This window comes from Streptomyces sp. NPDC020965, assembly GCF_044333555.1.
Lineage (GTDB): Bacteria > Actinomycetota > Actinomycetes > Streptomycetales > Streptomycetaceae > Streptomyces.
On record NZ_JBIRRE010000001.1, the window covers coordinates 649,988 to 673,949 of the forward strand.

37 protein-coding genes are annotated in these 23,962 nt (G+C 71.1%); 28 read left to right on the forward strand and 9 right to left on the reverse strand.

Annotated elements, in window-relative coordinates; translation table 11 throughout:
• Positions 1 to 20 precede the first annotated feature (20 nt).
• Positions 21 to 440: a hypothetical protein gene (locus ACH4S7_RS02725; RefSeq protein ID WP_398519230.1), complete on the reverse strand. Its 420-nt coding sequence runs from the start codon at positions 438 to 440 to the stop codon at positions 21 to 23.
• A gap of 276 nt (positions 441 to 716) precedes the next feature.
• Between ACH4S7_RS02725 and ACH4S7_RS02730 the strand changes: the two genes are divergently transcribed.
• From ACH4S7_RS02730 to ACH4S7_RS02800, 15 genes are all read left to right on the forward strand, one after another.
• Positions 717 to 1,157, forward strand: a complete 441-nt coding sequence (locus tag ACH4S7_RS02730; RefSeq protein WP_398519231.1) for a hypothetical protein — start codon at positions 717 to 719, stop codon at positions 1,155 to 1,157.
• A gap of 72 nt (positions 1,158 to 1,229) precedes the next feature.
• Complete coding sequence (locus ACH4S7_RS02735; protein WP_398519232.1) at positions 1,230 to 1,523, forward strand: hypothetical protein; 294 nt, start codon at positions 1,230 to 1,232, stop codon at positions 1,521 to 1,523.
• Between the two features lie 61 nt (positions 1,524 to 1,584).
• Positions 1,585 to 2,022: a hypothetical protein gene (locus tag ACH4S7_RS02740; protein WP_398519233.1), complete on the forward strand. Its 438-nt coding sequence runs from the start codon at positions 1,585 to 1,587 to the stop codon at positions 2,020 to 2,022.
• A 59-nt stretch (positions 2,023 to 2,081) separates the two neighbouring features.
• Entirely contained in the window at positions 2,082 to 2,519 is a 438-nt protein-coding gene (locus ACH4S7_RS02745) for a hypothetical protein (RefSeq protein ID WP_398519234.1), read from the forward strand.
• A gap of 20 nt (positions 2,520 to 2,539) precedes the next feature.
• Entirely contained in the window at positions 2,540 to 2,737 is a 198-nt protein-coding gene (locus tag ACH4S7_RS02750) for a hypothetical protein (protein WP_398519235.1), read from the forward strand.
• Positions 2,738 to 2,942: 205 nt separating this feature from the next.
• The gene (locus tag ACH4S7_RS02755; protein ID WP_398519236.1) at positions 2,943 to 3,326 is read left to right on the forward strand and encodes a hypothetical protein; all 384 of its coding nucleotides are present in this window, start codon (positions 2,943 to 2,945) and stop codon (positions 3,324 to 3,326) included.
• A gap of 62 nt (positions 3,327 to 3,388) precedes the next feature.
• Positions 3,389 to 4,066 carry a hypothetical protein gene (locus tag ACH4S7_RS02760; RefSeq protein ID WP_398519237.1) on the forward strand — a complete coding sequence of 226 codons (678 nt, stop codon included), beginning with the start codon at positions 3,389 to 3,391 and terminating at the stop codon, positions 4,064 to 4,066.
• Between the two features lie 74 nt (positions 4,067 to 4,140).
• A complete protein-coding gene (locus tag ACH4S7_RS02765) occupies positions 4,141 to 4,662 on the forward strand; it encodes a hypothetical protein (protein WP_398519238.1) in 522 nt (173 codons plus the stop codon).
• 98 nt (positions 4,663 to 4,760) lie between these two features.
• The gene (locus ACH4S7_RS02770) at positions 4,761 to 5,141 is read left to right on the forward strand and encodes a hypothetical protein (protein WP_398519239.1); all 381 of its coding nucleotides are present in this window, start codon (positions 4,761 to 4,763) and stop codon (positions 5,139 to 5,141) included.
• Between the two features lie 65 nt (positions 5,142 to 5,206).
• Positions 5,207 to 5,602, forward strand: coding sequence for a hypothetical protein (locus tag ACH4S7_RS02775; protein WP_398519240.1), 396 nt, complete (start codon positions 5,207 to 5,209; stop codon positions 5,600 to 5,602).
• 92 nt (positions 5,603 to 5,694) lie between these two features.
• Positions 5,695 to 6,129 (forward strand): hypothetical protein, encoded by a 435-nt coding sequence (locus tag ACH4S7_RS02780; protein WP_398519241.1) that lies wholly within the window; start codon positions 5,695 to 5,697, stop codon positions 6,127 to 6,129.
• A 92-nt stretch (positions 6,130 to 6,221) separates the two neighbouring features.
• On the forward strand, positions 6,222 to 6,977 hold the full coding sequence (locus tag ACH4S7_RS02785) for a hypothetical protein (protein WP_398519242.1): 756 nt from the start codon (positions 6,222 to 6,224) through the stop codon (positions 6,975 to 6,977).
• 96 nt (positions 6,978 to 7,073) lie between these two features.
• A complete protein-coding gene (locus ACH4S7_RS02790) occupies positions 7,074 to 7,922 on the forward strand; it encodes a hypothetical protein (RefSeq protein ID WP_398519243.1) in 849 nt (282 codons plus the stop codon).
• 59 nt (positions 7,923 to 7,981) lie between these two features.
• Complete coding sequence (locus ACH4S7_RS02795; protein WP_398519244.1) at positions 7,982 to 8,725, forward strand: hypothetical protein; 744 nt, start codon at positions 7,982 to 7,984, stop codon at positions 8,723 to 8,725.
• A gap of 203 nt (positions 8,726 to 8,928) precedes the next feature.
• Complete coding sequence (locus ACH4S7_RS02800) at positions 8,929 to 10,254, forward strand: DNA cytosine methyltransferase (protein WP_398519245.1); 1,326 nt, start codon at positions 8,929 to 8,931, stop codon at positions 10,252 to 10,254.
• 58 nt (positions 10,255 to 10,312) lie between these two features.
• Here ACH4S7_RS02800 and ACH4S7_RS02805 read toward each other — a convergent pair whose 3' ends face one another.
• A complete protein-coding gene (locus ACH4S7_RS02805; RefSeq protein WP_398519246.1) occupies positions 10,313 to 10,708 on the reverse strand; it encodes a hypothetical protein in 396 nt (131 codons plus the stop codon).
• A gap of 530 nt (positions 10,709 to 11,238) precedes the next feature.
• Between ACH4S7_RS02805 and ACH4S7_RS02810 the strand changes: the two genes are divergently transcribed.
• The 9 genes from ACH4S7_RS02810 to ACH4S7_RS02850 all read left to right on the forward strand — a co-directional run bounded on the left by ACH4S7_RS02810 (position 11,239) and on the right by ACH4S7_RS02850 (position 17,077).
• On the forward strand, positions 11,239 to 11,703 hold the full coding sequence (locus ACH4S7_RS02810) for a hypothetical protein (protein ID WP_398519247.1): 465 nt from the start codon (positions 11,239 to 11,241) through the stop codon (positions 11,701 to 11,703).
• A gap of 49 nt (positions 11,704 to 11,752) precedes the next feature.
• On the forward strand, positions 11,753 to 12,166 hold the full coding sequence (locus tag ACH4S7_RS02815; protein ID WP_398519248.1) for a hypothetical protein: 414 nt from the start codon (positions 11,753 to 11,755) through the stop codon (positions 12,164 to 12,166).
• 98 nt (positions 12,167 to 12,264) lie between these two features.
• The gene (locus ACH4S7_RS02820; protein ID WP_398519249.1) at positions 12,265 to 12,615 is read left to right on the forward strand and encodes an HNH endonuclease; all 351 of its coding nucleotides are present in this window, start codon (positions 12,265 to 12,267) and stop codon (positions 12,613 to 12,615) included.
• On the forward strand, positions 12,612 to 12,902 hold the full coding sequence (locus ACH4S7_RS02825) for a hypothetical protein (protein WP_398519250.1): 291 nt from the start codon (positions 12,612 to 12,614) through the stop codon (positions 12,900 to 12,902). The genes ACH4S7_RS02820 and ACH4S7_RS02825 overlap by 4 nt, the downstream gene beginning before the upstream one ends.
• Before the next feature lie 289 nt (positions 12,903 to 13,191).
• The gene (locus ACH4S7_RS02830) at positions 13,192 to 13,794 is read left to right on the forward strand and encodes a hypothetical protein (protein WP_398519251.1); all 603 of its coding nucleotides are present in this window, start codon (positions 13,192 to 13,194) and stop codon (positions 13,792 to 13,794) included.
• 293 nt (positions 13,795 to 14,087) lie between these two features.
• Positions 14,088 to 14,333, forward strand: a complete 246-nt coding sequence (locus ACH4S7_RS02835; RefSeq protein ID WP_398519252.1) for a hypothetical protein — start codon at positions 14,088 to 14,090, stop codon at positions 14,331 to 14,333.
• Positions 14,333 to 14,494 (forward strand): hypothetical protein, encoded by a 162-nt coding sequence (locus ACH4S7_RS02840; RefSeq protein ID WP_398519253.1) that lies wholly within the window; start codon positions 14,333 to 14,335, stop codon positions 14,492 to 14,494. The genes ACH4S7_RS02835 and ACH4S7_RS02840 overlap by 1 nt, the downstream gene beginning before the upstream one ends.
• A gap of 234 nt (positions 14,495 to 14,728) precedes the next feature.
• Entirely contained in the window at positions 14,729 to 16,525 is a 1,797-nt protein-coding gene (locus tag ACH4S7_RS02845; RefSeq protein WP_398519254.1) for a hypothetical protein, read from the forward strand.
• 270 nt (positions 16,526 to 16,795) lie between these two features.
• On the forward strand, positions 16,796 to 17,077 hold the full coding sequence (locus ACH4S7_RS02850; protein WP_398519255.1) for a hypothetical protein: 282 nt from the start codon (positions 16,796 to 16,798) through the stop codon (positions 17,075 to 17,077).
• Between the two features lie 129 nt (positions 17,078 to 17,206).
• Here ACH4S7_RS02850 and ACH4S7_RS02855 read toward each other — a convergent pair whose 3' ends face one another.
• Positions 17,207 to 17,620 carry a hypothetical protein gene (locus ACH4S7_RS02855; protein WP_398519256.1) on the reverse strand — a complete coding sequence of 138 codons (414 nt, stop codon included), beginning with the start codon at positions 17,618 to 17,620 and terminating at the stop codon, positions 17,207 to 17,209.
• A 486-nt stretch (positions 17,621 to 18,106) separates the two neighbouring features.
• On the opposite strand from ACH4S7_RS02855, the gene ACH4S7_RS02860 reads away from it, so the two are divergent.
• Positions 18,107 to 18,268, forward strand: a complete 162-nt coding sequence (locus ACH4S7_RS02860) for a hypothetical protein (RefSeq protein ID WP_398519257.1) — start codon at positions 18,107 to 18,109, stop codon at positions 18,266 to 18,268.
• A gap of 50 nt (positions 18,269 to 18,318) precedes the next feature.
• On the opposite strand, the gene ACH4S7_RS02865 is transcribed toward ACH4S7_RS02860, so the two are convergent.
• The 6 genes from ACH4S7_RS02865 to ACH4S7_RS02890 form a co-directional block, all read right to left on the reverse strand.
• Complete coding sequence (locus ACH4S7_RS02865; protein ID WP_398519258.1) at positions 18,319 to 18,702, reverse strand: hypothetical protein; 384 nt, start codon at positions 18,700 to 18,702, stop codon at positions 18,319 to 18,321.
• The gene (locus ACH4S7_RS02870) at positions 18,690 to 18,944 is read right to left on the reverse strand and encodes a hypothetical protein (RefSeq protein ID WP_398519259.1); all 255 of its coding nucleotides are present in this window, start codon (positions 18,942 to 18,944) and stop codon (positions 18,690 to 18,692) included. Before ACH4S7_RS02870 ends, ACH4S7_RS02865 begins: the two co-directional genes overlap by 13 nt.
• A 69-nt stretch (positions 18,945 to 19,013) precedes the next feature.
• Entirely contained in the window at positions 19,014 to 19,415 is a 402-nt protein-coding gene (locus ACH4S7_RS02875) for a hypothetical protein (protein ID WP_398519260.1), read from the reverse strand.
• Entirely contained in the window at positions 19,415 to 19,726 is a 312-nt protein-coding gene (locus ACH4S7_RS02880) for a hypothetical protein (protein WP_398519261.1), read from the reverse strand. The genes ACH4S7_RS02875 and ACH4S7_RS02880 overlap by 1 nt, the downstream gene beginning before the upstream one ends.
• Positions 19,726 to 20,355 (reverse strand): hypothetical protein, encoded by a 630-nt coding sequence (locus tag ACH4S7_RS02885; protein ID WP_398519262.1) that lies wholly within the window; start codon positions 20,353 to 20,355, stop codon positions 19,726 to 19,728. Before ACH4S7_RS02885 ends, ACH4S7_RS02880 begins: the two co-directional genes overlap by 1 nt.
• Positions 20,356 to 20,386: 31 nt before the next feature.
• Positions 20,387 to 21,265 (reverse strand): hypothetical protein, encoded by an 879-nt coding sequence (locus ACH4S7_RS02890; protein WP_398519263.1) that lies wholly within the window; start codon positions 21,263 to 21,265, stop codon positions 20,387 to 20,389.
• Between the two features lie 231 nt (positions 21,266 to 21,496).
• On the opposite strand from ACH4S7_RS02890, the gene ACH4S7_RS02895 reads away from it, so the two are divergent.
• Genes ACH4S7_RS02895 through tgmC form a run of 3 tightly spaced genes read left to right on the forward strand, consistent with a single transcriptional unit; the run spans position 21,497 to position 23,935 of the window.
• Complete coding sequence (locus ACH4S7_RS02895; protein ID WP_398519264.1) at positions 21,497 to 21,760, forward strand: putative ATP-grasp-modified RiPP; 264 nt, start codon at positions 21,497 to 21,499, stop codon at positions 21,758 to 21,760.
• Positions 21,761 to 21,785: 25 nt separating this feature from the next.
• Complete coding sequence (gene tgmB / locus ACH4S7_RS02900) at positions 21,786 to 22,742, forward strand: ATP-grasp ribosomal peptide maturase (protein WP_398519265.1); 957 nt, start codon at positions 21,786 to 21,788, stop codon at positions 22,740 to 22,742.
• On the forward strand, positions 22,739 to 23,935 hold the full coding sequence (gene tgmC / locus ACH4S7_RS02905; protein WP_398519266.1) for an ATP-grasp peptide maturase system methyltransferase: 1,197 nt from the start codon (positions 22,739 to 22,741) through the stop codon (positions 23,933 to 23,935). Before tgmB ends, tgmC begins: the two co-directional genes overlap by 4 nt.
• Positions 23,936 to 23,962: the final 27 nt, after the last annotated feature.

Sequence of the window (23,962 nt, forward strand, 5' to 3'; positions counted from 1 at the left end):
GTGGCGGGCGGCGTGGTCGGTCACGCGCTGGTGGTCTCGCCGAACTCGCGCATGGCCTCGACGAGTGCGAAGCGCTTCAGGGGCGCGTAGGACTTGGGTCCGTCGGCGAGCCAGGAGGCGCGGCCTTCGGGAGTCAGGGCGCGGGCCCAGGTGCGGCAGTCGCGGTAGAGGGCTCGGGCTGCCCTGTAGCCGGTGCGGGTGCTGGCCATGTAGTCCTCGATGGCGGCTTCGCGGTCGTGGATGGCGATGGCGCGGATGGCTGCTTCGTAGCGGTCGACGGCGATCACCTCGCAGATGTCGACGCAGTAGGCGTAGCCGATGGCGAGGCGCAGGTGGTCGCGCTCTTCTTCGGTGTCCGGGGTGAGGAGGACGCCGTGCACGGTGCCGTACTGCATGAGGACGCTGAAGTCGCGGGGGGATTTGGTCAGGCTGACGGGCATGGGTGTGCCTTTCGGTTCGGGTCTGTGCCCGGCTGCTCTCCGGGCTGGTCAGCGGAGTGCCCCGCCAACACCTAAATAGTACAGCACACATCACCGATCGGCCAAGATGGGCCACTGAACCGCTCAAATGGTGGGCAACACCAGTTGGCACGGGCCCCCACATGGATCACTCGACGCGAGCTGTACTTTTCATTGGAGAGTGTGTAGCGTTCGAATCGCACCACCGGCCCGGAGAGCAACCGGGCCAACAGACCCGCTCTGAAAGGGACTTCCCCCATGCGCAATCTGCGCCTTTTCGCCCGTCGACTTCCTGCGGCGATCGTCGGTGCCGGACTCGCCACCGTCGCCTTCGCCACCTTCGCCCCCCTTGGCGGCGACACCACGCCCCCGGCCGCCGGGCGAGCCGACATGAGGGGTGACGACGACCGCGACGGCCGGATCAGCGAGGACGAACAGGGCTGGAACTGCCGCACCATGGGCAACCGCATCTGCGGCGTTCGCGTCGTCCCGGCCGAGTGCCGGCATGCGGGCCCCGCCACCACCCTGTGCGTGACGGTAGCCAACCGGCCCGCGTACGGCTGGACCAATGAAGACGGCTCCCGCGTCGACCTCCCCGATGGCCGCGCCCAGGTGCGCGACCTCGGCGAGAAGCCCGGGACGCCCGAGTTCGCCGACGCGCTGCGCGCTCTCGACGCCGAGTGGCGCGACCACCGCTGACCGCCCGCCACCGGGGCGCAGCCGGAGGGCTGCGCCCCCTCCAACCCGACGCTCTGAAGTAACAGGAGAGCCATGTCGAACTCCGTCACACCGTCTGACATCGGGGAGCCCGGCAAGCGCCCGGCCACGTGCGACTCGTACGCCTACACCAACCGGCGCGGCGCGTGCATGTCGGTGGCGGCCAGGCTGCTGGTCGTCACGTTCGCCGAGCGGCGCACGCAAAGGATGCGGCTTTGCGACACCCATGCCGACGGGGTGCACGAGGACTTGGCTGACCCGCTGTTCGCCTACCTCCGCGCCACCCGCGTGACTGACGCCCCGATCACTCCCGCCACGGGCCGCCCCGGTCCCGCGACGAGCTGCTGACACACCCGCCACCGGGGCGCAGCCGCACCGCTGCGCCCCGGCACCCCTAGGGAGGACTCTCATGCCCGTGTTCTTCGATCTCGACCCGTCCACGCGTCCGGTGCGCTTGAGCGCCCGGCCGTCCGACACCCACCCGTACGACTTCGATCCGGCCGCCGTGCGTATCGTTCGCGCCGGTCAGGTGCAGCACGGGGACGTGGTGCTCGGGGAGGTCTACGACTACGACCCGGGCCACTCTGCCGGGGTCAGCTTCCTGCCGTACGGCTGCATCCCGTACGCCGCCCGGCCGCGCCCCGTGGACCCGGGGTGCCCGTGCGAGCTGTGCCGCCAGCACCGCGCGGACCCGTTCACCTATCTCACCGATCCGATCGCGCTCACCGTCTGGCCGCGCGATGACATCGGCCTGGACCCGGTGTGCCAGGTCAACAACAGGTGCGAACTCCTGATCGTCATCCCCGCCGCTTGGGCGGCGCGCGGCGTGGTCGTCGACGAGGCGTAGCCGGTCGCTCCGCGCCGGGCCCGCCGCCCTCCCACCGTCCCGAGATTCGAAAGGTCGACATGTTCATCCTGACCCTTGCCGACGAGCCTGAACCGCTACCCCTCACCGACCGGCCGACCGGCGACGAGTTCGACCCGCTGCCGTACGGGCTGACCCTTGCCCAGGCCGTTGCTGTCCGTGCCTGCGACGTGAAGGCCGGTGACCTGGTGGTCGCCGAGTTCGACGACATGAGCGGTGCGCGCCGGTCGCTCCACATTCCCGGCCCTTACCGTGCCGCGCCGAGCGCCCTGCGGGACTGCCCGTGCAACGGGTGCGCGGAGTGCGACGACATGGACTCCTGGACGTTCGCCGAGCCCAGCCGTGTCGCGGACACCGCGTGGCGCTTCGTCTGCCTGTCGCCCGCCGAGGACGGCGAGCCGTGCGCGATCGTGCTCGCCTACCGTCCGGTCGCCGTGATACCCGCCGCTGTCGTGACGCGCGTGGAGGGGGACCGGTGACGGGCCGCGATTGGAGGCAGATGGGGCGCGCGGAGTTCGATCCCGCTGCGCCGCTGGTCCTGGTCGATGACCGGGTCGCGCGCGCCGGGGCTCCCGTGCCGGCCGTTCCGGACGCGTATGGCACGGCGGCCCTGTTCGGTGAGGAGGTGGTCGTGCGGCAGGCCGCGCCCCGCCGTCCCGTCCGGAGCGACCCGCCACAGGCTGACAGCCTGTTCTAGCCCGTCTTTAAGCACAGCTCGCGTCGTCATGGAGTCGGGGCACACCTCACCCTGAGGGGGAGTTTCCCCTCCTGGCTCTTGAGTTTCTGGGGCTCAGGGTGCTGATTTCCAGGTTCGAACTGGACCCATCGCGACGCGTGCTGTACTATTTGAGTTGTTGGCGGAGAGCAACCGCCAACCAGACCCGAACCGAAAGGTGCCCCTCATGGCATCCGCCAACTCCCGCCGCGCCGCCGCTGTCATCCGCAACCGCGCCCGCGCCTACCGCGCCCACCGCGCCGAAACCCGGGCCCGTGCCACCGCCGCCCGCCGCGTCCGCACCGCCCCCCGGTCGCTGACCACCCACATCATCGCCACCGGCGCGCCGCTCACCGTGGTTGCCGGGGCCGCCGACGCGCTGCGGACGCAGGCTCGCCGCGCAGGCGTCCGGGGCCGCGCCGCCCGCATCCGCAGGACTTTCCAGGGCCGCGCCCGCCGCACCGTCACCGTCTACCGCTACACCGCCGCGCAGGTCGCCCAGATCGCCGCGAACTACAAGCCGCGCAAGGCGGAGTACAAGGCCATCCGCTCCGCCCTGATCGCCGCCTGACGGACGCAAGCCCCGGCCGGGGCGCACACTCCGCGCCCCGGCCCCCCACCCCGGAGAACACCATGACCAGCACCACCCCCGCCCGGATGGCCGCCACCCGCGCCCGGATCGCCGCCAACGTCGCCCGTGACCGGTTCGCCGCGCCCACGACCCTGCGCGTGCTCCGGTTCATCGCCGCTCACCTCGACAGCGCCGCCGCCGAGTGCGAGTCCTACGACGGCACCACCAACGCTCCGTTCAGCAGGATGATGCGGAGCCTTGACGATGCCGTCGAACTGATCACCATGCACACGGACACCCGCTTCACGGCCTCCGTCGTCGACTACATCACCGCGCCACTGTCCGCCGTGCCCCTCCCGGAGCCGCGCCGTCTCTACCCCGTGGACGCCCGGTATGCCGAACGGGAGAGCGCGCTCCGCGCCGAGCTGGCACAGCTCCATGCCGACACCGGGGCCGCCGAGTCCGACCCGGAGCGCTGGTTCAGCGCGGTGCTCGCCACCCTCGCCAAGTGGGCGCGCCTCGCCGGGATCGTCGCCGTCGACAACGCCCGCCCCTACAACCGGGCGCGCGTCGCCGCCCTGCACCTGAAGTGCATCGACTGCGGCGGCTCCACCATCCAGTTCGGAGCCCGGCAGTGGGCGGTCTGCGCCTGCGGCAAGGGACAGGCGTGGGCCGACGCCATGAGCTGCGAATGCTTCGGCTACGCCTGCCCGGCCGTCCGGCACGACGCCGCGAACTGACGCCGGACCACGGGGCGCGCCGACCCGGTGCGCCCCGCCACGACCCGACCACCACCCCGTTGAAGGAGAACCTCATGAGCAGCGCCCCCACCACCCGCCGTTTCGAGTTCGTCGTGCCCGGCTTCACCATCGTGGGCATCGACGCCGTGTCGGAGAACGCCGCCCGCCTGGAGCTGTGGGACGAGTTCAACGACACGATCGCCCTTGACCACTCCATCGGTGACCTGGAACTCCAGACGGCCGACTTCTGGGCACACGCCGCCCGCCTCGACAAGCTCGACGGAGTGGAACTCGACGACTCCCTCCCGGTCGCCGAGTTCCACATCGCAGACATCATGCGGGTGGCGGCCGGATACCTCGGAGAGGGGTGGACCGCGATCGTCGGCCCCTGGGCAGCGTCCGGGGCGCTGAGGAGCGATGACGCCCCCGAGTTCGCCTACGAACTCACCCCGGTCAAGAGCGGCCTCGTGTTGACGCACGAGCCGTCGGGGCTGCGGCAGGCGCTCGAAGGCGGGGACGACCTGCGGGCCCTCGCCCTCGGCGTCGCCGAGATCGTGCGAGAGGCAGCCGTGAACCGTCGCGGTACAGCGGCCTGACCCTCTCAACCCCGGGGCGCACCGGCCGGTGCGCCCCACCCCCCCCCACTGGCCGGAGAGCAACCGGCCCCTGGACCCGAACCGAAAGGCCCCGTCCGATGAACGCCGACACCCCGCTCATCCCCGCATTCTTCGCCGAGTACAACACCCCCCTGCCCTACGACGAGCACGGCCGCTACGCCCCCGAACCGGGCACGGAGTTCCCGTTCAGCATCTCCGACATCGCCCGCGCCGCTGTGAAGATCCTCGGCCCCGACTGGCGCGCCGCGTCTCTGTCCTGGGGCACCTGCGCCCTCGTTGAGCAGGTCGGCGAGACGCCTTCCCGGTACCTGCTCGCCGTCGACGAGGACAGCGACCTGTACGTGAAGCCCGTCAGGAGCGACCAGTCGACCATGTTCCTGATGGACGTCAGCCCGTCCTACGGGGTCGATGTGCTCGGCAGCAACGTCGCCGACGTCCTGCGCACCTTCCTGAACTGACCGTCCTCCGTTCCCGGCCCGGAGAGCAACCGGGCCAACAGATCCGAACCGAAAGGCACCACCCGATGAACACCGACGTCACCTCGATCGCGCCCGCCGCCCGCGTCGCCTTCGCCACTTCCCTGCCCTGCGACGACCACGGCCGCTACGCTCCCGCGCCGGGCACGGAGTACCCGTTCAGCGTGTCGGACATCGGCCGGGCCACCGTGCAGATCCTCGGGCCGGACTGGCACGCCGAATCCACCCCGTGGGGTGTCGCCGCGACCGTCGAGCACCAGGGCGCGCCGAGCGTGGCCTACCGCCTCGATGTCGACCGGGACGGCGACTTGTACGTCTCGGTGTCTGCGGACTGGGGCGACGAGAGCCGCGTGTACCTGTCCGACGCGTGCAGCGTCGACGGCCTGCCCGCGCTCGCCCATCGCGTCGCCGACGCCCTGCGCAGCCTCGGCGACGCCGACTGAATCCGCCCCAGCCTTGTGCCCCGGCCGCCCGGCCGGGGCCCACGGCCCGGGAGCCCCGGGCCGGCACGGACCGAACCGAAACGGAAGCCACCATGCCCACCCCCGCCACGCACCCCGCAGACACCACCACAACCGCGACCGCTCTGGACGAGCCGCTGCACTCCCTTAACGACGCTCACACCGCAATCCGCGACGGCGCGACGATGGCCGCCTATGAAGCGAACCTCTCCGAGGAGGACGCCCGGTTCCTTCAGGCGGTCGACGGCGTCATGGCGCGCCTCGGCGCGCTGTCCGCGCCGGGAGCCGACGACACGACGCCCCAGTTCACCCGCGAGCAGGTTTCGCGGGCCGTGAACAGAGGTGTCGACGCCGCCGCCCGGACCAGCGGGTGCAGCCGCCACCAGGATCTGGACAACCTCGTCGTGAACGCGGCGCTCACCCTTCTCGACGACCCCGAAGCCGACTTCGCCAGCGTCGTCTTCGACTGCTACATCGAAAGCCCGGAGACGGTCCGTTCCTGGCTGTAGCCACCCCTGCCGGGGCGCGCCCGACCAGGCGCGCCCCGCGCCCCCTGCCCGGAGAGCAACCGGGCACAGACCCGAACCGAAAGGCCCACCCCGTGATCACGCTGAAGTTCGCGCTCCCCGACGTCGTCGACGTCGCCACGCACACGATGTCTGCCCCGCTCCACTCGCTGCGCCTTACCTATGACGAGTGCCAGAACGAAGAAGCGGTGCGCCCCTGCCTGTGGTGGGTCCGGGACGGGAACGGCACCTACCTGATCGGCAACTCCACCAGCAAGGGCGGTCCGGGTAACGCGTTCGCCGAGGGGTACGGGCCCGGGGGCGACGACGCATCCCGCATCCTCGGCGGGGACTCCCGCGTGATCGAGTCGCTCCCGCTGAACGACACGTCCACCGGGGAGTGCTTGTACGCCGAGCTGATCCGGGCGCAGGTCGACGGGCACAACACGCTGACGCTCACCCGGAGCCGGGGCGCGGTGGAGATCCGCTCCTTCGCCGCTGCGGTGCCGATCGCCCCGCACGGGCTGACCACGTACACGCGGGGCATCGTCGACCTGGCCGTCTCCAAGGGGCTGCGCCTGAGCTGGGACACCGACCGGTCCAGCCACCTGCTGAGCCTGACGTCGCCCGGCCCGCACGGGGCCAGGGGGTACGTCCGCGTCGGGGCGCGGTCGGGGAAGGTGCTGCGCGCCGCCCTGGAGTGCCCGTCGGAGCAGGGCGTCACCCACGTCCGGGTCGAGGGCACCAACAGGGTCCGCGCGCTCCTGGCAGGTCTGTCGCCGTCGGCGTGCGTACCCGGCTGTGCTGCGCCCGACGTGGCCGCCTGCCTGGTTCGCGCCCGTCAGAAGTAGCCGTCCGGCCCTGATCGGCAGGAGGCGACGCAAGCGGCCTCCTGCCGGTCCACTGCCCGGCGAGAGCAACGCCGGAAGACCCGAAGGAACCACCTGATGGCCACCCCCACCACTCCCTTGACCGCCCCGTCCGTACTCGCCCGCCGTGTCGCCGAGCTGCTGCCGTGCCGTGCCGGCATCGCGTGGACGGCCGCCCCGTACGCGGCCTGGTGGACGACCCGTCCTGCCTTCCGCCTCACCCAGGCCGGGCGGCCCGGCGCGCTCATTCTCGCCGCGCATCTGTGGCGTACGGAGATTGCGTGGCAGCTCGACGACCGCGAGCCCTATGAGCCGGATCTCACCGTCGAGCGCAGGGCCCCGGAGCCTGTGGTCCGCGAGACGCTGCGGCTGGTGCTGCCGCGTCTGGACGACGCCGCCGCCGTGGCGTACGCGGGTCGGCCCGCTGCCGCCAAGGGCGTCCGGCTGCGGCACCTGAACGTGATCGGCAGCGAGATGCGGGCCCACGGCGCGGCGACCCTCAACCGGGTCGGCGATCAGCCGAACAGCCACACGCTGTCGTGGGGGCACGACGGGGTGCGGTACGTGGTGACGCTCACCGGGGCCAATCCGGGGTGCGACGTGACGGTGGCCGGGCCCGTGGCGGCCGTGGAGAGGGTGCTGCCGCTGTTCCTGCCCGAGCCCGCCGCCCGGACCCCGCGTCTCCCGCTCGACGACATCGGCACCTCTCTGGGCCGCCGCGTGGCCGCGCACCTGGCGCAGTTCACCGACGTCGACCAGCTCGACGACGGCGCGCTGGCCTTCGGCGACAAGACCGGCCCGTTCGGCTATGTCGCCGCGCCCTGCGGCCTGTCGGCCCGCGTCCGGGAGACGACGCCCGTGGCCGCCGAGGTCCACGGCGTCGGCGTCGACCACCTGGTCCACCTCGCACCGCTTCTCACCCGCTGAACCGTCCGGTGCGCCCGGCCCCCGGGCGCGCCCCTTCACCTGACCGGAGAACCATGCCCATGCCCGAGAACACCCCCGTCGACGCCGTCCCGCTGCTCATCGGCTCCCAGGTCGAGGCGTACGCCCTGATCGTGCGACGGCACGCCTGCGGCGACCTGGCGGCGATGCTCCGCGCGCACGGCCAGGTCGTCGCGGCCGATCTGGTGGAGGAGGACCGCGACTTCACCGAGCTGTCCCGGTCCTTGGCGACCGTCCCGAGGAGCGTGCCGGAGCAGGAGCACGCGGCCGGGTGCCGGCCGTTGGGCTGCCGCTGCGGCTGTGCCCGCGCCCAGGACTGCCGGGACTGTGGGCGGTGTGTGTGCTGGCGTGCGGAGTGCTGCGCCCGGGTTTCGTTGGACGGGGCGCGGCGGCCGGGGCGTACGGCGGCGCTGCGTCGGCTCCTCGATGGCGTCGGTCTGGCGATGCTCACGGAGGTGCGGGAGGCTGCGGCGGGCGCCGAGGAGTCCGCGCTGCGGCAGGTGGTCGCCCGTCGTGTGCGTGTTCTGCGGCCGGGCGACGGGCGCCGGTACGCGGTCGCTGTGTTCGAGGCCGTTGGCCCTTCCCGGAAGTCCGGTGCGGGGCACGCCGTCTACTCCGGCCGGGGTGTGGAGCTGTACGCCGATGCGGTGGGCGATCCGACCGAGGTGGTCGACCTGGTGGATGACGCGGTGCTGTCGCAGGCGCTCGGTGCGCTCGCCGCGATGCTGCGCCCCGCCGAGGGTGGGTGGCTCACCGTCGAGGTGGGTTCTGCGGGGGATCTGTAGGGCTGTGGGTTGGCCGCGTCCCGGGCCCGTGGGTGGGTCGGGGGCGCGGCCTTTCGCGTGCCCAGTCGGGCGCTGAATGATACTGCGGACGTCGCCGCTAAGGGTTTGAGCTGCACAACCACACCCCGCGTGACGCATGCTGTAGTATTTGGGTTGTTGGTGGAGAGCAACCGCCGACCAGACCCGAAGCGAAAGAGAATCCCATGACCGAGCTGACCGGCGCCGAACAGGGCGTTGTCGACACCGCCCTCTCCTGCAAGCGCTCCGGCGAACCGATTCCCGCTCACGTCATGGCCGAACTCGACGAGATCGCCGCACCGTGGCCCGGCCGCTGGCTCCTCCCCTGGGAGGAAGGCGAGCCGGAGCGAGTCGTCGAGATGTGCGCCGGTCCGGGCGGCTGGGGAGAAGGTCTGAAGACGGTCCTCGGCGTCACCCGCTTCGACGTCGTCGGAGTCGACTTCGACGAGGACGCGTGCGCGACCGCCCGCGCTGCCGGTCACATACGCATCTGCGCCGACATCACGAAGCTCGACCCGGAGCACCCCGCCCTGCGCTGCACGCGCGGCGTCATCATCAGCCCCCCGTGCCCCTCCTTCTCCACGGCGGGCAAGCACGCCGGACTGCTGAAGGCCAACCTCGACATCCTGTGCGACACCATCGCGTCCGTCGGGGAGGCCGCCGGGTTCATTCGCCTCGACGAGGTGTGCTGCGACGAGCTGTACCCCGACCTCGACGACTGCCCCCTGTGCGAGGAGTTCGGCTCCCACGAGGGCTACGCCCCCCGCTCCGGGGCGAGCTGGGACGAGGTCCGCGCGACGCTCGCCGGACTCACCGACGAGCGGATCGGCCTGATGGCCGAGGTCGCCATCTGGCCACTCGGCCTTCAGGCGGCCGGGGCCCCGGTCGCGTGGATGGCCATGGAGCAGTCCAACAACCTGCCCGAGCGTGTCCTTGACGACCTCGCGATCGAGTTCGGGTGCGCCGACTGGTTCCGAACATCCTGGGCCGTCCTGGAGGCCGCAGACCTCGGCGTCGCCTCCCGCCGCAAGCGGACTTTCATGATCGCCACCCGCCACAAGTGGGTCGACCTCGCTCCGCCCGCCGACACCCTCCCGGTCACGACCATGGCCGAAGCACTCGGCTGGGACGAGGGCGAGCGGGTCAACACCCGGGGCAACCGGCCCGTCGACCCCGCGACCGGCCGCGCCAAGGGCGGCAACTGCTACTCCGCCGATGGTCCGTCGTGGTGCCTCACCGGCAAGACCCGCACCTGGGCCCGCGAACGCGACGGGCTGCGCCTCACCCCCGCCGAGGCCGGAACGCTCGTCTCCTTCCGCGCCACCTACCCCTGGCAGGGCTCCCGCTCCAGCCAGTTCCAGCAGGCCGGAGACGTCGTCTGCCCAGCCGTCGCCGCGTACGTCCTCGCCGCGATCCACGGAATCGACTGGGAGCCACGCGTGCTCGACTACCTCACCGGGCTGTACCACTACGACTCCCTGTGGGGCGAGGAGTACGACCTCACCGCCTGATCCGCCCTGCGCCCGGCCTCACGTACCGAGGCCGGGCGGCCTACGCCCGGCTACAGCGTCAGGCCGCCCAGTGGCCGTTGGACAGCGCATCCGAGCGGAAGTAGAAGGCGAACTGCGTATCGTCAGGCACGTTCGACCTGAGCACGGTCCACGTGTCCTTCTTTACGGCCGTGTACGACGCCGGGCATTCCTGGGCGCCGTTCCTTTCGATGCACACCATGATGTGCCGGTCCGATTTGGGCTTGATGTTGATGTCGCTGCACGCGTTGCTGGTTATGAACGTTCGGCCTGCTGGATGGCTGGTGGTCCCAGCCGGCTTGGAGTAGGCGCTCGCGCTGCCGTAGCACGAAGCCGGTGCGAACTCTCCAGCGTGGGCCGCCGGGGGCAGCACCAGGGACCCGCCGACGAAGGCGGCCGAGACCGCACCGATACAGACGCGATTGCGTAAGTTCATGGAAGTCCTCCCAGAGCAGGGAACCGTGTGATCGAGCCCAGGACGCTGACTGGTTTCGCTGGGTCGTCCACTCCAAGCTCCCAGGGCGGGATGCAGGTGTCCACGGATTGTCCAGCCAATCCCGGCCTACGACACCGAGCCCACCAGCGGAGGGCGGCGGAGGGGATATGCCAGGTACCCGGTGCGTGAAGAACCGGGCGATCACCGTGGCAGTGGCTCCGATTCGGCCAGGCTGACGTTGGCCCAGCGCCCAGGGGTCACGGACGCAGGTCGCGTTGACCTCCCACTCTGCCCTTACCCACCCACGGGCCGGACGGACGGCTCGCAGATCGGCTCCACCCGCCAAGGGCCCGCTCCCCCGACAGGCTCGGTTCGGAGCCGGATCGCCAGCACGCTGCGAATCGGCTACGCAGGTCACCGCGACGCAAAGCCGACCGGCCGTGATGCTGCTCCGTCGAACTGTCCACGCCCGGCGCGCGGCCGACCCCGGCACGCGCGGCCGTCCGGCGATCTGAACGGAGCACACATACATGCAGTCCAACGACCTGATTGACGCCATCGATGCCTGGGACACGTACTGGGACGAGACGCAGCGAGCGGCCGTCACCGTGATGCAGACCGCGTTCCCCCGACTCGTCGAGCAGCAGGGGCGCTGCGGCTGCCACGCCTTCCGGATGGAGTTCGCGGAAGGCGGGTTCGGCCAGGGGCGCGTGTGCATCGACGACGAGGGCCGCGCGAACGTCGAGTTCGAGGAGATGCCCAACACGGTGATCACCAAGGCAGTCGACGAGGTCCGCTTCCCCTTCATCGAAGGGTCCGACGGCCCGCTGGCGGAGGCTCCCCCGGGCACGTACGTCTACGAATGCGAGGTCACGGCCTCCGAGTTCGAATTCGTCCTCGGCGATCACGGGCTCGGGAAGGTCAGTGTCCTGTCCGCCACCGTCCCGGACGCCGCCGCGGTTCTCGACGCCCTGGAGCGCGCGTTCACCGAGTAGCGCCAGGAGGGCCGCGACGCTGGGCGGGCCGTCTCGTACGGTCCGCCCCATGATCCTTCATCGCTTCCGCTGGGCACCCGGCGTCGCCGCGCTCTCTCACTCCTCGCCCGACAGCGACGGCGTCAAGATCCGGACCTGGAGCACCGTCGGACTGCCCGTGAGCCTGTCCGTCTCCACCGTGCGGCAGACCACACAGGCGTACGGCGCGCCCTCTGACGGCCGGCCCCCTGAGCTGTGGCGGCGTGCGCTGCGCGCGGTCGCGCGGTGCGCGGGGCCGGTCGATTCGTACTACTGCCCGGACCTGCCTCCGGTCCGGTGCGGGATCGAGCTGTCCGTGCAGCGGCGCGCCCTCCTGCTGCGCTGGGAGACCCGCCGCCACGCTCGGGCGGTCGGCGATCACCACGCTGCGCCGTGCCCGGCGTGCGTCGCCGCCTGCTGGCGGGCGCCGGAGGCCGCGACGTAAGACCGGGCGGCCATCCACTCTCCCGTCGCTCGCCCCGCTGCTCCTCTCAGCGGGCCGCACCCGCGGTCCGGCAGCCGGGCAGGACGGAGGCCCCGACCGTGGCCCGACGACGCACCGGCCCCACCGACGTGGTCAAGGACCTCGTTTTCCATCGCGATGACGGGCGGTGCGTGCGCTGCGGCTCCCGGGACCGGCTGACGGTCCACCACCGCGTCAACAGGGGCATGGGAGGGGCGCGGGAGCCCTGGGTGAACGAGGCCCACAATCTGCTGCTGGCCTGTGAGCCGTGCAACGGCTGGTTCGAGGACCACCCGTTGCCGTCGTACGAGGCGGGCTGGAAGGTGCGCCGGCCGCAGCCCCCCGACAAGGTCGTGGTCCGGTACGCGGACGGGCGCGGGTACCGACTCGCTGCGGACGGGGCGCGCACCCTGGTGGAGGGGGCCCGATGAGTCGCGGGGGCGGGTTCGTGGACTTCGGCCGTTGGACGGCCGGGACCTGGACGACGGACACTCCGGGCATCTGGTTCGCGGTCGGCTACACCTACAGCCGCGCCGAGCGGCCGTACGGCATCGGCGGGCCCGCGATCACCCTGGGGCGCCGCACGTGGGCCGTGTCCGCGCTGCGCTCCCGTGCCGAGTACCGGGCGCGGAAGAGGGACCCGTGGGCGAAGGGAAGCGAGGAGTTCCAGCGCCTCCCGCGGGCGCGCCGTGGGCTGCGGAGGCTGTGGTGGCGGTGAGGCGGGTGGTGGGGCTCGGGGTGCTGCGCCGTGGAGCTGTTCCGGGCACGGCGGTCGGCCGGATCGCCCTCACCCGATCTCCCCGGGAGCGCGATCCAGGGGTGTCGGGCGACGTCCAGGGGCCGGTGGTCTTCCTCGGCCGGTTCGGGTTTGCCCTGCTCAGGAGGGGTGGAAGCGGTCCGCCCTGACAACGGTGCGCCTTCCGCTGTACTATTTGGGCGTTCGTTCGGCATGGGGTTGCCCCAGCCTTCGCCGGCACCGTCCGGTGCCCCGACAACGGAGGCCAGTCATGCCCGCTGCGCACCACAATCTTCAGATCCCCGAGCACAGGACGTTGCGCGCCGGCGCCGAGCGCCTGGTGAAGGACGAGCTGGGCGCCATCACCCGGCCCGACGACCGGTTCAAGAGAGCCTGCGAGATCGTGCAGCAGGCGGATCTGGAGATCGCCGCCCACGTCGAGGAGCGCAACCAGGCCGCCCTGTCGCTGTGGTTCTACGAGGGCGTCCGCGGACTGGACAAGGTTCTCGGCATCCTCCCCAACGCGTACAACGAGATGCGGCGGATCGCGCTCCACGGAGACAAGAAGGCGACGATCAACCCCGGCGGGGATCTGAGCGCCCGCATGACCGCCGACGAGCGCCGGGCCGCCGCGGAGAAGGCCGGCGTGCCGCGCGTCGAGGGCGCTGCCGAGCGGCTGCCGTCCCTCTCGGCGACCGTGTCGGTCGCGGCGGCGCGCCGGAAGACCGCGATGCCGTTCCTTCAGGACTCGGCGCTCGCCCTGACCGAGGAGCCGTACGGGTGGACCACGGACCGCATCGCCGAGCTGGGTGACGTCACCCCGAAGTACGTCCGCGACGTGAAGAACGTGGCGAAGCGCCGCCGCGGCCACTGACCTGCGTTTCTTCCGGCCCGGCCCCACGATTCCACCGGGGCCGGGTTTTCAGTCGCCGGTACCGGGGCCTGATTTTCCGGCACCGGTGAAACCGGCTACCGGTGGACCGGTCGCCGTCAGATCAGGCCCCTTTAGTAGGAACATCAAGCACTACCCATTAACTACTTACGGTGCCTTCGCTTCGCTCAGGCACCGTCGGTGTGCGCTCGCAGACGAGAGGGCCGGAGACGAGCGGCGGGCGCGCCGCCGGCAGGGCCTGTCACAAGATCGGGGAGTTCGGCGTTCTACCCGGCATGACGACTATGCCCGGTCTCCTTCCCCTGGCCCGCCACTACTACGAGGCCCGCCGCGAGGTCTTGCTCGCCGGCGGCCGGCAGGCCACGCCCTGGTACCTGCTCAGCTCTGACGAACATGCCGTCGCCATCGCCGAGGCGAAGATCGTCGTCGAGGCGATACGCCGCGTGGACGAGGAGCGGGCGGTGCTCCTGGGCGGCGCCGACCGTGCGCTCCCCACGGCGGGCGACGCGGCGGTGGCCTGATGGACGACTTCTACGTCGACGGCTACGTCCTCAAGAAGCCCCCCGGCGCGTGCGGCTGCGGCGAGGCGGTGTTTCGCCGGGTGCGCGAGTACCACGGCGGGGACAGCGTCGACCCGGCGTGGGAGTGCGCGGCGTGCGGCAACGTGTACGACGGCCTGTGACGGCCCCGCGCGGCGGGGTGTAACAGATTCCGGGTTCTGACGTACTACAGGTGTCGAGGCCCCCGCGTCCTTCCCCCTACGGTCGCGCGGGCCTCGGCGCCAGGCTTCCGGCGCGCGCTTCAGAGCAGTTCGGTCACGCGCTGCGCCGGAATCCGCGGCCTGGCCGGGGCGTCAGGGCATGGGCCCCCGGTCAGGCCGCGACACAAGCCGGGCCCGAGCGGCACCGTCGCGATCATGTCCCGCACGCAGTCTGAGCAGCCGAAACGCGCCCGCGTGGCTCCCTCGGCTGACAAGCTGCACCGTGCCCGGCCCGGCCTGGTCTCCCGGGAGGGCGCGAGCGTCGCCGACACCCTGCTGCGCCTGCCGCCCGGCGAGCGGCGCAACGCCTTCAAGCAGCACTTCACCCCCCGCGAGCGCGCCGTCATCATGACGGAGGTCGAGCGGTTCACGGGCTCCTTGTACGGGCTGTGGCGGGATTCTCCGTCCGGGTTCGTCGAGGACGTCTTGGGCGAGAGCCTGTGGAGCAAGCAGCGGGCCGTCCTGGACTCGATCGTCGCGCACAAGAGGACAGCCGTGCCGGCGGGGTTCGGCGTGGGGAAGACGCATTTGGCTGCGCGCGCGGCGGTCTGGTTCACCAACGTTCATCCCGTCGGGACCGCGCTGTGCATCACCACGGCGACGAGATTCCGGCAGGTTCAGCGGCAGTTGTGGCCGCACATCCGCAAGGTCGTGCCGCGCGCCGGTTTGCCGGGCTACTGCGACACCGTCCAGTACAAGATGCCGACCGCCCAGGGGCATGACTTCGTCGCCGCCTACGGCTTCTCCGCTCCGTCCAACGACGAGGCGGCGATGCAGGGCATCCACGAGAGCCACATTCTGCTGATCGTGGATGAGGCGGGCGGCATCGCCCCCGTGATCGGCCACGGCACGAACAACCTGCTGACGGGCGGGGACGCGTCGCTCCTGGCCATCGGGAACCCGGCGATGGACGACCCGTCGAGTTGGTTCGAGGAGCTGTGCCTTGAGGGCGAGGACCCGAGCGAGCCCACCACCGCGACCATCACGATCTCCTCGCTCGACTCTCCCGCCATCACCGGTGAGCGGGTGCCGTTCTGCACGGACTGCCCCCCGAATGCGAACGACGTCCACACCTTGGCCCGGCACATGCCGGATCAGGACTGGGTGGACCGCACGATCAGGTCGCACGGTGAGGATCACCCGTACGTGATCGCCAAGGTGTTCGCGAGGTTCCCGAAGGGCGGCGGCGGCATCGCCATCCCGCCGAGCTGGGTGGAGTCCGCCATGTCGTACGCGGACCCGGCCGGCGACGGCTGGCACCGGTTGTGCGATCTGGGCCTGGAGGGCGAGACCGGCCGGCACACCGTCCGCGAGGGGGCGTGGGTGCGGCTCGGCGTTGACGTGGCGGCCGACGGGGGCGACGAGTTCACCGTCTACCGGTGCGTCGGGGACGCGATCGAGTTCCGGCACGCGTCCGCGGGCGCCGCGAACGACAGCCAGGTGGCGGTTGCCGAAGTCGTCCTGGAGGAGATCCACGCGGCCCAGCGCCTTGCCGACGCCCTGGGGTCGGCGCATCCGGTGCGCGTCAAGGTGGACCGCAACGGCATAGGTCACGGCGTCGTCTCCATGCTGGAGCGCTGGGCGGAGACCGGGCTGCACCGTGCGCAGATCGTCGGCGTGATGGTGTCGGAGTCCCCGGGCCAGGACGACCCCGGGGCGGTCATGCGGCCGTGGCGCAAGCGGGACGAGATGTGGTTGGCCACCAGGTCGTTGCTCCAGCCCGACCCGTCGTCGGGCCGCGGGCGGCTTCGTCTCCATGTCGACAAGAAGGCGGCCACGCAGCTCTCCACGCCGAAGCTGCTGTCCCGGACGAACGGCTACTCGGAGATCGAGTCGAAGCGGGCGATGCGGGCGCGCGGTATGAAGTCGCCCGACCGGGCCGAGGCGGTGCTGCTCGCCGTGTACGAGCCGGAGCCGCTGCACAAGCCGCGCCGCCGGGGCGTCCTCAACTGACGAAAACGGCCATAGTGAGTAAATTCGGAATCATGAGCGATACCATCCCGAAACGCCTGCCTCCGACGACGGACCCGGGGTCAGCCGCGGTCATCCTGGGATGCGAGCCCCGGCAGATCGGGCCCTGCGCACGCTGTCAGGGCCTCACGATCCGGTACGGGGCCGGGGCCGAACCGGTCTGCCGCGCCTGCCGCGCAGCGGAGACGGCGTCGAGGTGACCGAGGGGGAATCACGGGCGGCCCCGGGGGCGACGCGCTAGCCTCCTTGTCCATGGAAGATCCGTTCCTCGCAGCCCTTGATCAGGCCACCCGAACCGTCGTCGCGCGGGTCCGCGGGCAGCTCCCGCCCGCAGCCACCACCACGGCGGGCACGATCACCGGCTCCCACTACTACTGCTGCGACCAGGACCTGGCGCTGTGCGGACTCGACCTGACCGGCTTCCCGTTCGAGTCGGGCGACGCCAGCGAGCCGGGCTGCGACGTCTGCGCGGTGCTCCACATGACGGGCCTGAAGTGCCGACCGCTCTGCCCCAGCGACCCGTACGCGACCTGACGGGGCCAGGGACCGGGTGGGCGATGCGCCGACGGCCGCGCCTCCGGGCAGGCGCCGCCCGCGGACATGTTGCCGGGAACGCTGAAGGGCCGCCGGAACGCGTGTTCCGGCGGCCCTTCAGCGGCTTGGTCAGGCCACCGGGTACGAGCCGGTCACGGTGATGATCTCCGCCTCCTTCGCGCCTTCGAGGTCGCCGTAGAGGTAGCCGATGGTCTGGAGGGCCGCGCCGTTCGACGTACCGGTCACGCGCAGCCGGTCGAGCTGCTTGCCGGCCGAGCCCACGAAGCACATGGCCTCGCCCGTCCACACTCCGCTGTCGGCCTGGCGGCCGTCGAGGCTGAGGCTGAACGCGTAGCGCACGCCCGCCTTCGCCGGCTTCGGCAGGGTCAGACCGAAGCCGGCGGTGTTGGCCGCGATGGTCTCCTTCTTCGCGACGATCTGCGCGGTGAAGGTGATGACGCCGCCCGTCTCGACGTAGTGGCCGGTGCCGACCGTGCCGTCCGCGCCCTTCACGTTGGTCAGCTTCGGGGTCCACTGGGTCATGAGAATGCTCCTCCTGGATCGCGGGAACCTGCCAGAACCGGCAGGCCCGCGAACTGTGGAGGAGCCGGGGCCATAGCGTCGCGTCCTGCCCGGCCGGCCCCCGCGACGGAGGCGCGATCGACCCTCCCCGCACCCGCCCCCCAGAGCCTCTGCGGCTTCCCCGGTCGATGTTCTGCCTCAGCACGCCCGGGGCGGGCCGACCCGGGAAGTCGGGGCCCCCGGCCTTCGCCCCTGCGGCCGGATCGTGTGCGGTAGCTCCAGGGGGGCTCTGTTCATCAGCGAGCACACCGGTCACGTTTATGTAACAGCGGACGCCGCTCGCCGCCAACTCCCCTAAGGCAGAGGATAGTTGGCGACGAGCGGGGAACCGGGGATGCATCCTGGGGTTGCCGCGATCTAAATTTCATTAGTCTTGCTAATTAAATCTTTAGCTAGCAACTCTTGAGCCGTGATCAGCCATGAAAAAACAGATGAAAAGAGCGGACAATGATGTCGCGTAATTGGGTTCGGCTAATTCGCGAGGCGCTTCAAAGCGGTGACGGCACGCTGCGCCTCGCCGTCCTGATGGGTATGGGTGCCTTCGTCGTGATCACCCTGATCGTCCTGGTTGGCGTGCTGCTCGCGGCACAGCAAGCGGGCGTCATCTGAACGGCGGGCGCTCACCGGCTGAGGTGTCCGAATCTACTTAACTAACCTCTTCACGCCTCTGGAGCGCCAGCACTTCCGGGCCTGCGCACGGACACCCCGAGCGCGGTGAGCCACGGCGCCAGGGCCTGCGCGAGGCTCTGACGGGTGACGGCCCTGACCGGGTCCACCTGCTCCGTCTCCTCGATGCCGGCACCCAGCTCGACGGTGCGGATGATGCAGTCGGCGAGTGCTTCCACTCGCCCGTCGATGCCGCCGGTCTCCGCAGGCGGCATCGACAGCCGTACCCGAGAGAGGTCCGGATGCCGGTCGGAGGGGCCGATCCCGTCGAGCTGGCAGTGCAGGTCGACGGTGAGCCAGCCCTCCAGCGGCAGCATCTCCCCGGTGAAGGGGGGCCTGGACGCCGGCGAACGGATCTCCCCGCTCAGGCGGTGCACGGGACTCCGACGGCGGTGCTGATGATCTCGGCCTTGGCGCGGCAGTCCTGACACGCGCCGCCGTGGCCGCCGCATATGGCCTCCGCTACTGCGTCCCGGGCGCCGCTGGAGGCGATGGTCCACAGGTCCGGGGCTTTACCCGCGCACGATCGGCACGGGCGCGTCTTGCCCTCACGGCGACCGCACGCGATCAGCGCGACCTCCTCCAGCAGCGTCGCGGACGGCTCGGTCGTGGTGCTCACGCACGGACTCCCTTCGGGAACATGGGATGGACATCGGCGGCCCCCCGCCGGGCAGCGCGGCCCCTGGGCCTACTGCGGCCACTGACCCGGCCGCCCACCGTACTGGACCAGCCGGCCCGGCCCGGAACTCTGCGACAGTCCGGGGACGGCCTGGCGCCGGTGATCCCGGGCCTGCCCCCGGTCCGCCGGAGGCTCGCCCGCGGCTGTGGTCACCGGGCGGTCTGCTGCCGGTGCGCCGAGCGCCCGCAGGCACCCCGCGCACAGCCGGTCCTCGTCAACCGGGCCGGTCCACGGCCGGACGCCCGGCGCCGACTCGGCGTCCGGCCGGCACTCCACCGGAACGGTGAACATCACCGCGACCGGCAACGCCGCGCCTTCGACGGCCACATGCAGCTCCCTGCGGCCCGCCGCGCGGACGACGCAGCGCCCGGCCCAGAGCGGGCCGGGCGCTGCGATGGTGAGCGCCGTCATTACTCGCCCGCCGACACGAACGGCAGCGGGGGCGCCATCACGAAGACGTGCCGGCAGTCCGAGCCCGCGATCAGCACCCGGCCCCCCAGCGACCAGTGCCGCGAGACCCGGCCCTGACCGCACGCCGGGCACAGCGCCTCGGTGCGGACCCTCACCGTGGAGTACGGCACCGGGGGCGGGTAGATCGGGAACCCGGCGGCGAGCGCCAGCGTGCGCGCGGCGTGCGGCTGGAGGCGCAGGTAGACCCGCTCCCATTCCACATACCGGGGGGAGAACTCTTTCGCCCAGTCGTCGAAGTCGAAGGTGGGCATCAGTGCTCCCGGACGGTCGGCACCGTGATGTGCGGCCGGGCGTCCGTCGGCGGGGCGGGGTCGTCGAGGCGCACCGTGAACGGCCACAGGCCGTCGGCGAGGGCTTCGCCGCGCGCGTACCGGACGGTGCCGTGGCCCGGCCGGGCGGTGTCGCCCCAGACGATCGGCAGCGGGATGGAGGCGGGCGGGCCCGCGATCCATCCGAGTCCCGCGAGGTGCCCGAGCGGGCCGTCGGCCTTCGGGTAGGAATCGGCCGGGCCGGTGAGCGCCATTTCGACTCCGCGGTACGGGCCGTCGACGAACACCACGGGGTACTGCGCCGTCGGTCCGCTCGCCGCGTCCGTGTAGGCCGTGCGCTGCCGGTCCTGCCAGTCCATCACCTCAGCGGCGGTGGGCGTCGGGGAGAACCCGAGGACAGCGCGCAGCGCCGCCACGGTGGACAGCAGCTCGTGGTGGGCGGCGTGGGGAAAGCCGTCGCGGAACCGGTCCCGCAGCAGCGAGCAGGACGCCTTGTCCGCTATCTCGGCCAGGTGCAGGTCGAAGAGGTGCGGGGCGATCTGCTCGCCGCCCCGGGCGATGGCCCCGACCGCCTTCTCGACGGCCGGGGAAACAGCGGTGGTGGTGCTCATGGAGGGGCATCTCCGAGGTGAGAGGGTCCTGTTACTTGGGAGTCGGGACGGGGGCGTCGGGCCGGACCAGCAGACGCGCCAGCGGCCGGTCCTCGCGCACGGCGTTCCACGAGTAGATCAGGTAGGACAGGTGCCGCGCCCACAGAATCCGGCCCTCCTTCGCGCGTTCGGAGGTGACGCGGGAGCGGAGAGCGAGGATCGGGTGGCGGGGGGAGAGGTCCGCGCCGTCGGCGAGGCGCTGGAAGAACCAGGCGCAGTCGTCCGGGTCGACCGCGTTCACCAGGAAGTGAGCGGTGCCCAGGGCCGACTGGGGAATGTGCGGGAACGCCGCCCGCGTGCGGGTGGCGATCTCCGCGGAGCGCCGGATCTCCGGGTGCTTCAGGAGCAGGGCCCTGGACTCGGTCGTGGTCGGGTTCGCACGGCGAGCGAACTTGCGGTCGCCCTGCTCCCAGGCCCAGACCCGTCGCAGGATGGACGCGACCGTGGCAGCGTTCGGCTCGTCCGCGAGCGCCAGGGCGTCGGCCGTGGTGCGCCGCATACCGGAGTCCATGGTGGACTGCGTCTCGGCGGGCAGCCCGCCGACTATAAGCGTGGTGACCGGCGCGCCGGCCTTCGACACCGCATGGAGCCTGTGCTGCCCGTCGAGGATATTGCCGTCGACGTCGAACTTGAGGGCTTCCCCGTTGAGCGGCCAGGTGCCCGCCTCGATGTCGCGCACGTAGTTCTCAACCGCGGCCGGCCGCAGGTTGCGATTCCTGGTGTTCCGGCGCAGGAGCCGCGTGGCGAGCACGGGGTGCAGAACGATGATGTGCGCGCTCGGCCCGCGACCGCCCGTCAGCAGGGTGTCGAGTTCCTTGAGGGTCTTGGGCGCGGGGTAGGCAGGGGACTTCACGGCCAGGGCGACAGACATGGAGGGGCATCTCCTCATATGGGGACTGTGTGAAACGGACCCCGTGCGGGGTCTTCATGCCTATGTACGTCGCCGCCGAGAATCTGTTACACCCCGCGGAAATTCACCGCCCAAGCCGAGCGAGAGGTAATGGCAAAATCCCACGGGACCCGCAGGGTGGATCGGTAGGGTCACCTTGAGCTTCGGGCCACGGGGATGGCCCTGCTTACCGGGGAAGGGAAGGGATTGTCGATGACGAATGTTCCTTGGGGGCTGGGCTTAGCGACCGACCGGCTGCCGGTGTCGCCACCGCCCTACGCGCACGTTGAGCTGGACCCGTTGACGCAGCTCGCCCGCTACACCGACGCGGCGGGGCAGGTCATCGAGATGAGTAAGCACGGAACGAACAAGACGAAGGGAACGGTGTCGAAGTCCGGGGGTTCGGGGGGCAGCGACGGCCAGGCGCCGAAGCCGCAGGTCGAGGATGATGTGACGACCGACTACGAAGCCGACTGACCCGGTGGGCCACGCGGTGTTGGCGGTGACGTCCCTGGAGGATGTCACCGCGGATCTCGTGATCGAGGAGCTGAACGGCCTCGGTGCGCGGGTGGTGCGGGTCGATCCTGCGGACATCGGCCCCGATCTGACGTTCGGGGCCGCGCTGGGCCCCTGCGGGTGGACGGGTTCGGTGACAACCCCGAGCCGCGCGGTGGCGCTGGAGGAGATCGGGGCCGTGTACTACCGCCGGCCGAGCCCCTGGCTGATGCCACGCCTCGAAGGAGCCGATCAGCAGTCGAGGGTGTTCGCTGCGGCGGAGGCGAAGCACGGCCTGGGCGGCATTCTGACGAACATCCCGGGATGCCGTTACGTGAATCATCCGGCTGCCGTCACCCGTGCGGAGTTCAAAGCGGCCCAGCTCCAGACGGCCGTGGCAATCGGCCTAGTGGTGCCCCCGACGCTGATCACCAACGATGTCGAGCGGGCGCGCGCCTTCGCCGCCGAGCACGGTCCGGTGGTCTACAAGCCCTTCCGGGGCCTGCCCGTCTCGGACGACGGGCAGGCCGGCGCGATCTGGGCGCAGCGGATCAACCCGGAAACGCTGGACGCCTCCGTTGCCCTGACCGCGCACCTGTTTCAGGCCGAGGTGCCCAAGACAGCGGACGCCCGGATCACTGTGGTGGGGCGGAAGGTCTTCGCGCAGCGGATCTGCGCGCCGGACGGTGCCCTGGACTGGCGTCGAGGCGACTGGGACGAGCTGGACCACCAGCCTCTCGCCGTTCCCCCCGTGCTGGCCAAGGCGCTGCTCACGTATCTGGAAGCCTTCGGGCTCGTCTTCGGCTGCTTCGACTTCGCGCTGCGGGAGGATCTGCCCGAGGACGCGCCGGAGCGGTTCACGTTCATCGAGTGCAACCCCAACGGACAGTGGGGGTGGCTGCCCGACTCCACGGACATCGCCGTAGCGTTCGCCCGCCTCCTGACGGAAGGACCCCGACCATGACCAGCACAGACGACTCCGGGCGCGAGCAGCGCGCGCAGCAGCTCCGGAGCGAACTGGCCGCTGCCGTGGTGCGCGACGAGCGGGCCGATGGCTGGCGCCAGGCCGTGGAGACGGTACCCCGGCACCGGTTCGCCCCCGGGTTCTACCTGCCGGCCGAGAAGCCCTCACCGCGCGGGTTCACCTGGTGGGAGCCGGTCACCACCGAACGTGATCCCGAGCGGTGGCTCACCGCCGTCTACACCAACCAGAGCCTCGTCACCCAGTTCGACGGCGACGAGCCCGACTGGGAGAACCCCGAGCCTCGCGACGGTGGCTCCCCTACCTCGTCGTCGACCCTGCCGTCGCTGGTCGTGCGGATGTGGGAGGACGCGGATCTGGCCGAGGGCCAGGACATTCTGGAGATCGGGACGGGCACCGGCTACTCCACCGCGCTGGCGTGCGAACGCTACGGGTCTGACGCGATCACCACCGTCGAAGTCGACAACCATCGGCTCGAACAGGCGGCCACCGCTCTGTACGGCCTGGGGTATACCCCCGATCTCGCGGTCGCGGACGGCCTGTACGGGTACTGGCCGTCGGCCCCGTTCGACCGGATCGTCGCCGCCTGTTCCGTGCGTACCGTTCCCCGGCCGTGGATCGCGCAGACCCGGCCCGGGGGGAAGATCCTCACGACCCTCGGAGGCTGGCAGTTCGGCTTCGGCCGTACCCTGCTCACCGTCCACGAGGACGGGACCGCCAGCGGTCCGCTCCTGCCGGGCGCGGTGTCCTTCATGCTCGCCCGCCCCCACCAGGCTCCCGGCTTCGGAAACCCCGCGCACTGGAACACGCTCCTGGCCGACGCGGTTCCCACCATCACCCATCACACGCTTGACTGGCTCACCGCCGAATCGGAGGAGGCGTTCTTCACCCGCTTCCTGATCCAGTCGGCCCTGCCGAACAGCCAGATCACCACCATCGACGACACGACCTGTCTGATCGACATCACCACCGGCTCCGTGGCCGCCCTCACTCCCGACGGCGATCGACTGCACGTCCGACAGGCCGGCCCCCTCCGCCTCTGGGACCGCGTCGAAGAAGTTCTCGACGCGCACGCTGCGGCGGGTCACCCCGGCCCGGATACGTTCAGGCTCACCGTCGACGCGGCCGGCCAGCACCTCCAGCACCGCGAGATGCCCGCCATCTCGCTGGAGTGAACAAGACCGCTGACAGCCTCCGATCCT

Coding starts and splice junctions, on each gene's coding strand:
- ACH4S7_RS02725 (WP_398519230.1), bottom strand. CDS start 440: ATGCCCGTCAGCCTGACCAAATCCCCCCGCGACTTCAGCGTCCTCATG.
- ACH4S7_RS02730 (WP_398519231.1), top strand. CDS start 717: ATGCGCAATCTGCGCCTTTTCGCCCGTCGACTTCCTGCGGCGATCGTC.
- ACH4S7_RS02735 (WP_398519232.1), top strand. CDS start 1,230: ATGTCGAACTCCGTCACACCGTCTGACATCGGGGAGCCCGGCAAGCGC.
- ACH4S7_RS02740 (WP_398519233.1), top strand. CDS start 1,585: ATGCCCGTGTTCTTCGATCTCGACCCGTCCACGCGTCCGGTGCGCTTG.
- ACH4S7_RS02745 (WP_398519234.1), top strand. CDS start 2,082: ATGTTCATCCTGACCCTTGCCGACGAGCCTGAACCGCTACCCCTCACC.
- ACH4S7_RS02750 (WP_398519235.1), top strand. CDS start 2,540: ATGGGGCGCGCGGAGTTCGATCCCGCTGCGCCGCTGGTCCTGGTCGAT.
- ACH4S7_RS02755 (WP_398519236.1), top strand. CDS start 2,943: ATGGCATCCGCCAACTCCCGCCGCGCCGCCGCTGTCATCCGCAACCGC.
- ACH4S7_RS02760 (WP_398519237.1), top strand. CDS start 3,389: ATGACCAGCACCACCCCCGCCCGGATGGCCGCCACCCGCGCCCGGATC.
- ACH4S7_RS02765 (WP_398519238.1), top strand. CDS start 4,141: ATGAGCAGCGCCCCCACCACCCGCCGTTTCGAGTTCGTCGTGCCCGGC.
- ACH4S7_RS02770 (WP_398519239.1), top strand. CDS start 4,761: ATGAACGCCGACACCCCGCTCATCCCCGCATTCTTCGCCGAGTACAAC.
- ACH4S7_RS02775 (WP_398519240.1), top strand. CDS start 5,207: ATGAACACCGACGTCACCTCGATCGCGCCCGCCGCCCGCGTCGCCTTC.
- ACH4S7_RS02780 (WP_398519241.1), top strand. CDS start 5,695: ATGCCCACCCCCGCCACGCACCCCGCAGACACCACCACAACCGCGACC.
- ACH4S7_RS02790 (WP_398519243.1), top strand. CDS start 7,074: ATGGCCACCCCCACCACTCCCTTGACCGCCCCGTCCGTACTCGCCCGC.
- ACH4S7_RS02795 (WP_398519244.1), top strand. CDS start 7,982: ATGCCCGAGAACACCCCCGTCGACGCCGTCCCGCTGCTCATCGGCTCC.
- ACH4S7_RS02800 (WP_398519245.1), top strand. CDS start 8,929: ATGACCGAGCTGACCGGCGCCGAACAGGGCGTTGTCGACACCGCCCTC.
- ACH4S7_RS02805 (WP_398519246.1), bottom strand. CDS start 10,708: ATGAACTTACGCAATCGCGTCTGTATCGGTGCGGTCTCGGCCGCCTTC.
- ACH4S7_RS02810 (WP_398519247.1), top strand. CDS start 11,239: ATGCAGTCCAACGACCTGATTGACGCCATCGATGCCTGGGACACGTAC.
- ACH4S7_RS02815 (WP_398519248.1), top strand. CDS start 11,753: ATGATCCTTCATCGCTTCCGCTGGGCACCCGGCGTCGCCGCGCTCTCT.
- ACH4S7_RS02825 (WP_398519250.1), top strand. CDS start 12,612: ATGAGTCGCGGGGGCGGGTTCGTGGACTTCGGCCGTTGGACGGCCGGG.
- ACH4S7_RS02830 (WP_398519251.1), top strand. CDS start 13,192: ATGCCCGCTGCGCACCACAATCTTCAGATCCCCGAGCACAGGACGTTG.
- ACH4S7_RS02835 (WP_398519252.1), top strand. CDS start 14,088: ATGACGACTATGCCCGGTCTCCTTCCCCTGGCCCGCCACTACTACGAG.
- ACH4S7_RS02840 (WP_398519253.1), top strand. CDS start 14,333: ATGGACGACTTCTACGTCGACGGCTACGTCCTCAAGAAGCCCCCCGGC.
- ACH4S7_RS02845 (WP_398519254.1), top strand. CDS start 14,729: ATGTCCCGCACGCAGTCTGAGCAGCCGAAACGCGCCCGCGTGGCTCCC.
- ACH4S7_RS02850 (WP_398519255.1), top strand. CDS start 16,796: ATGGAAGATCCGTTCCTCGCAGCCCTTGATCAGGCCACCCGAACCGTC.
- ACH4S7_RS02855 (WP_398519256.1), bottom strand. CDS start 17,620: ATGACCCAGTGGACCCCGAAGCTGACCAACGTGAAGGGCGCGGACGGC.
- ACH4S7_RS02860 (WP_398519257.1), top strand. CDS start 18,107: ATGATGTCGCGTAATTGGGTTCGGCTAATTCGCGAGGCGCTTCAAAGC.
- ACH4S7_RS02875 (WP_398519260.1), bottom strand. CDS start 19,415: ATGACGGCGCTCACCATCGCAGCGCCCGGCCCGCTCTGGGCCGGGCGC.
- ACH4S7_RS02880 (WP_398519261.1), bottom strand. CDS start 19,726: ATGCCCACCTTCGACTTCGACGACTGGGCGAAAGAGTTCTCCCCCCGG.
- ACH4S7_RS02885 (WP_398519262.1), bottom strand. CDS start 20,355: ATGAGCACCACCACCGCTGTTTCCCCGGCCGTCGAGAAGGCGGTCGGG.
- ACH4S7_RS02890 (WP_398519263.1), bottom strand. CDS start 21,265: ATGTCTGTCGCCCTGGCCGTGAAGTCCCCTGCCTACCCCGCGCCCAAG.
- ACH4S7_RS02895 (WP_398519264.1), top strand. CDS start 21,497: ATGACGAATGTTCCTTGGGGGCTGGGCTTAGCGACCGACCGGCTGCCG.
- tgmC (WP_398519266.1), top strand. CDS start 22,739: ATGACCAGCACAGACGACTCCGGGCGCGAGCAGCGCGCGCAGCAGCTC.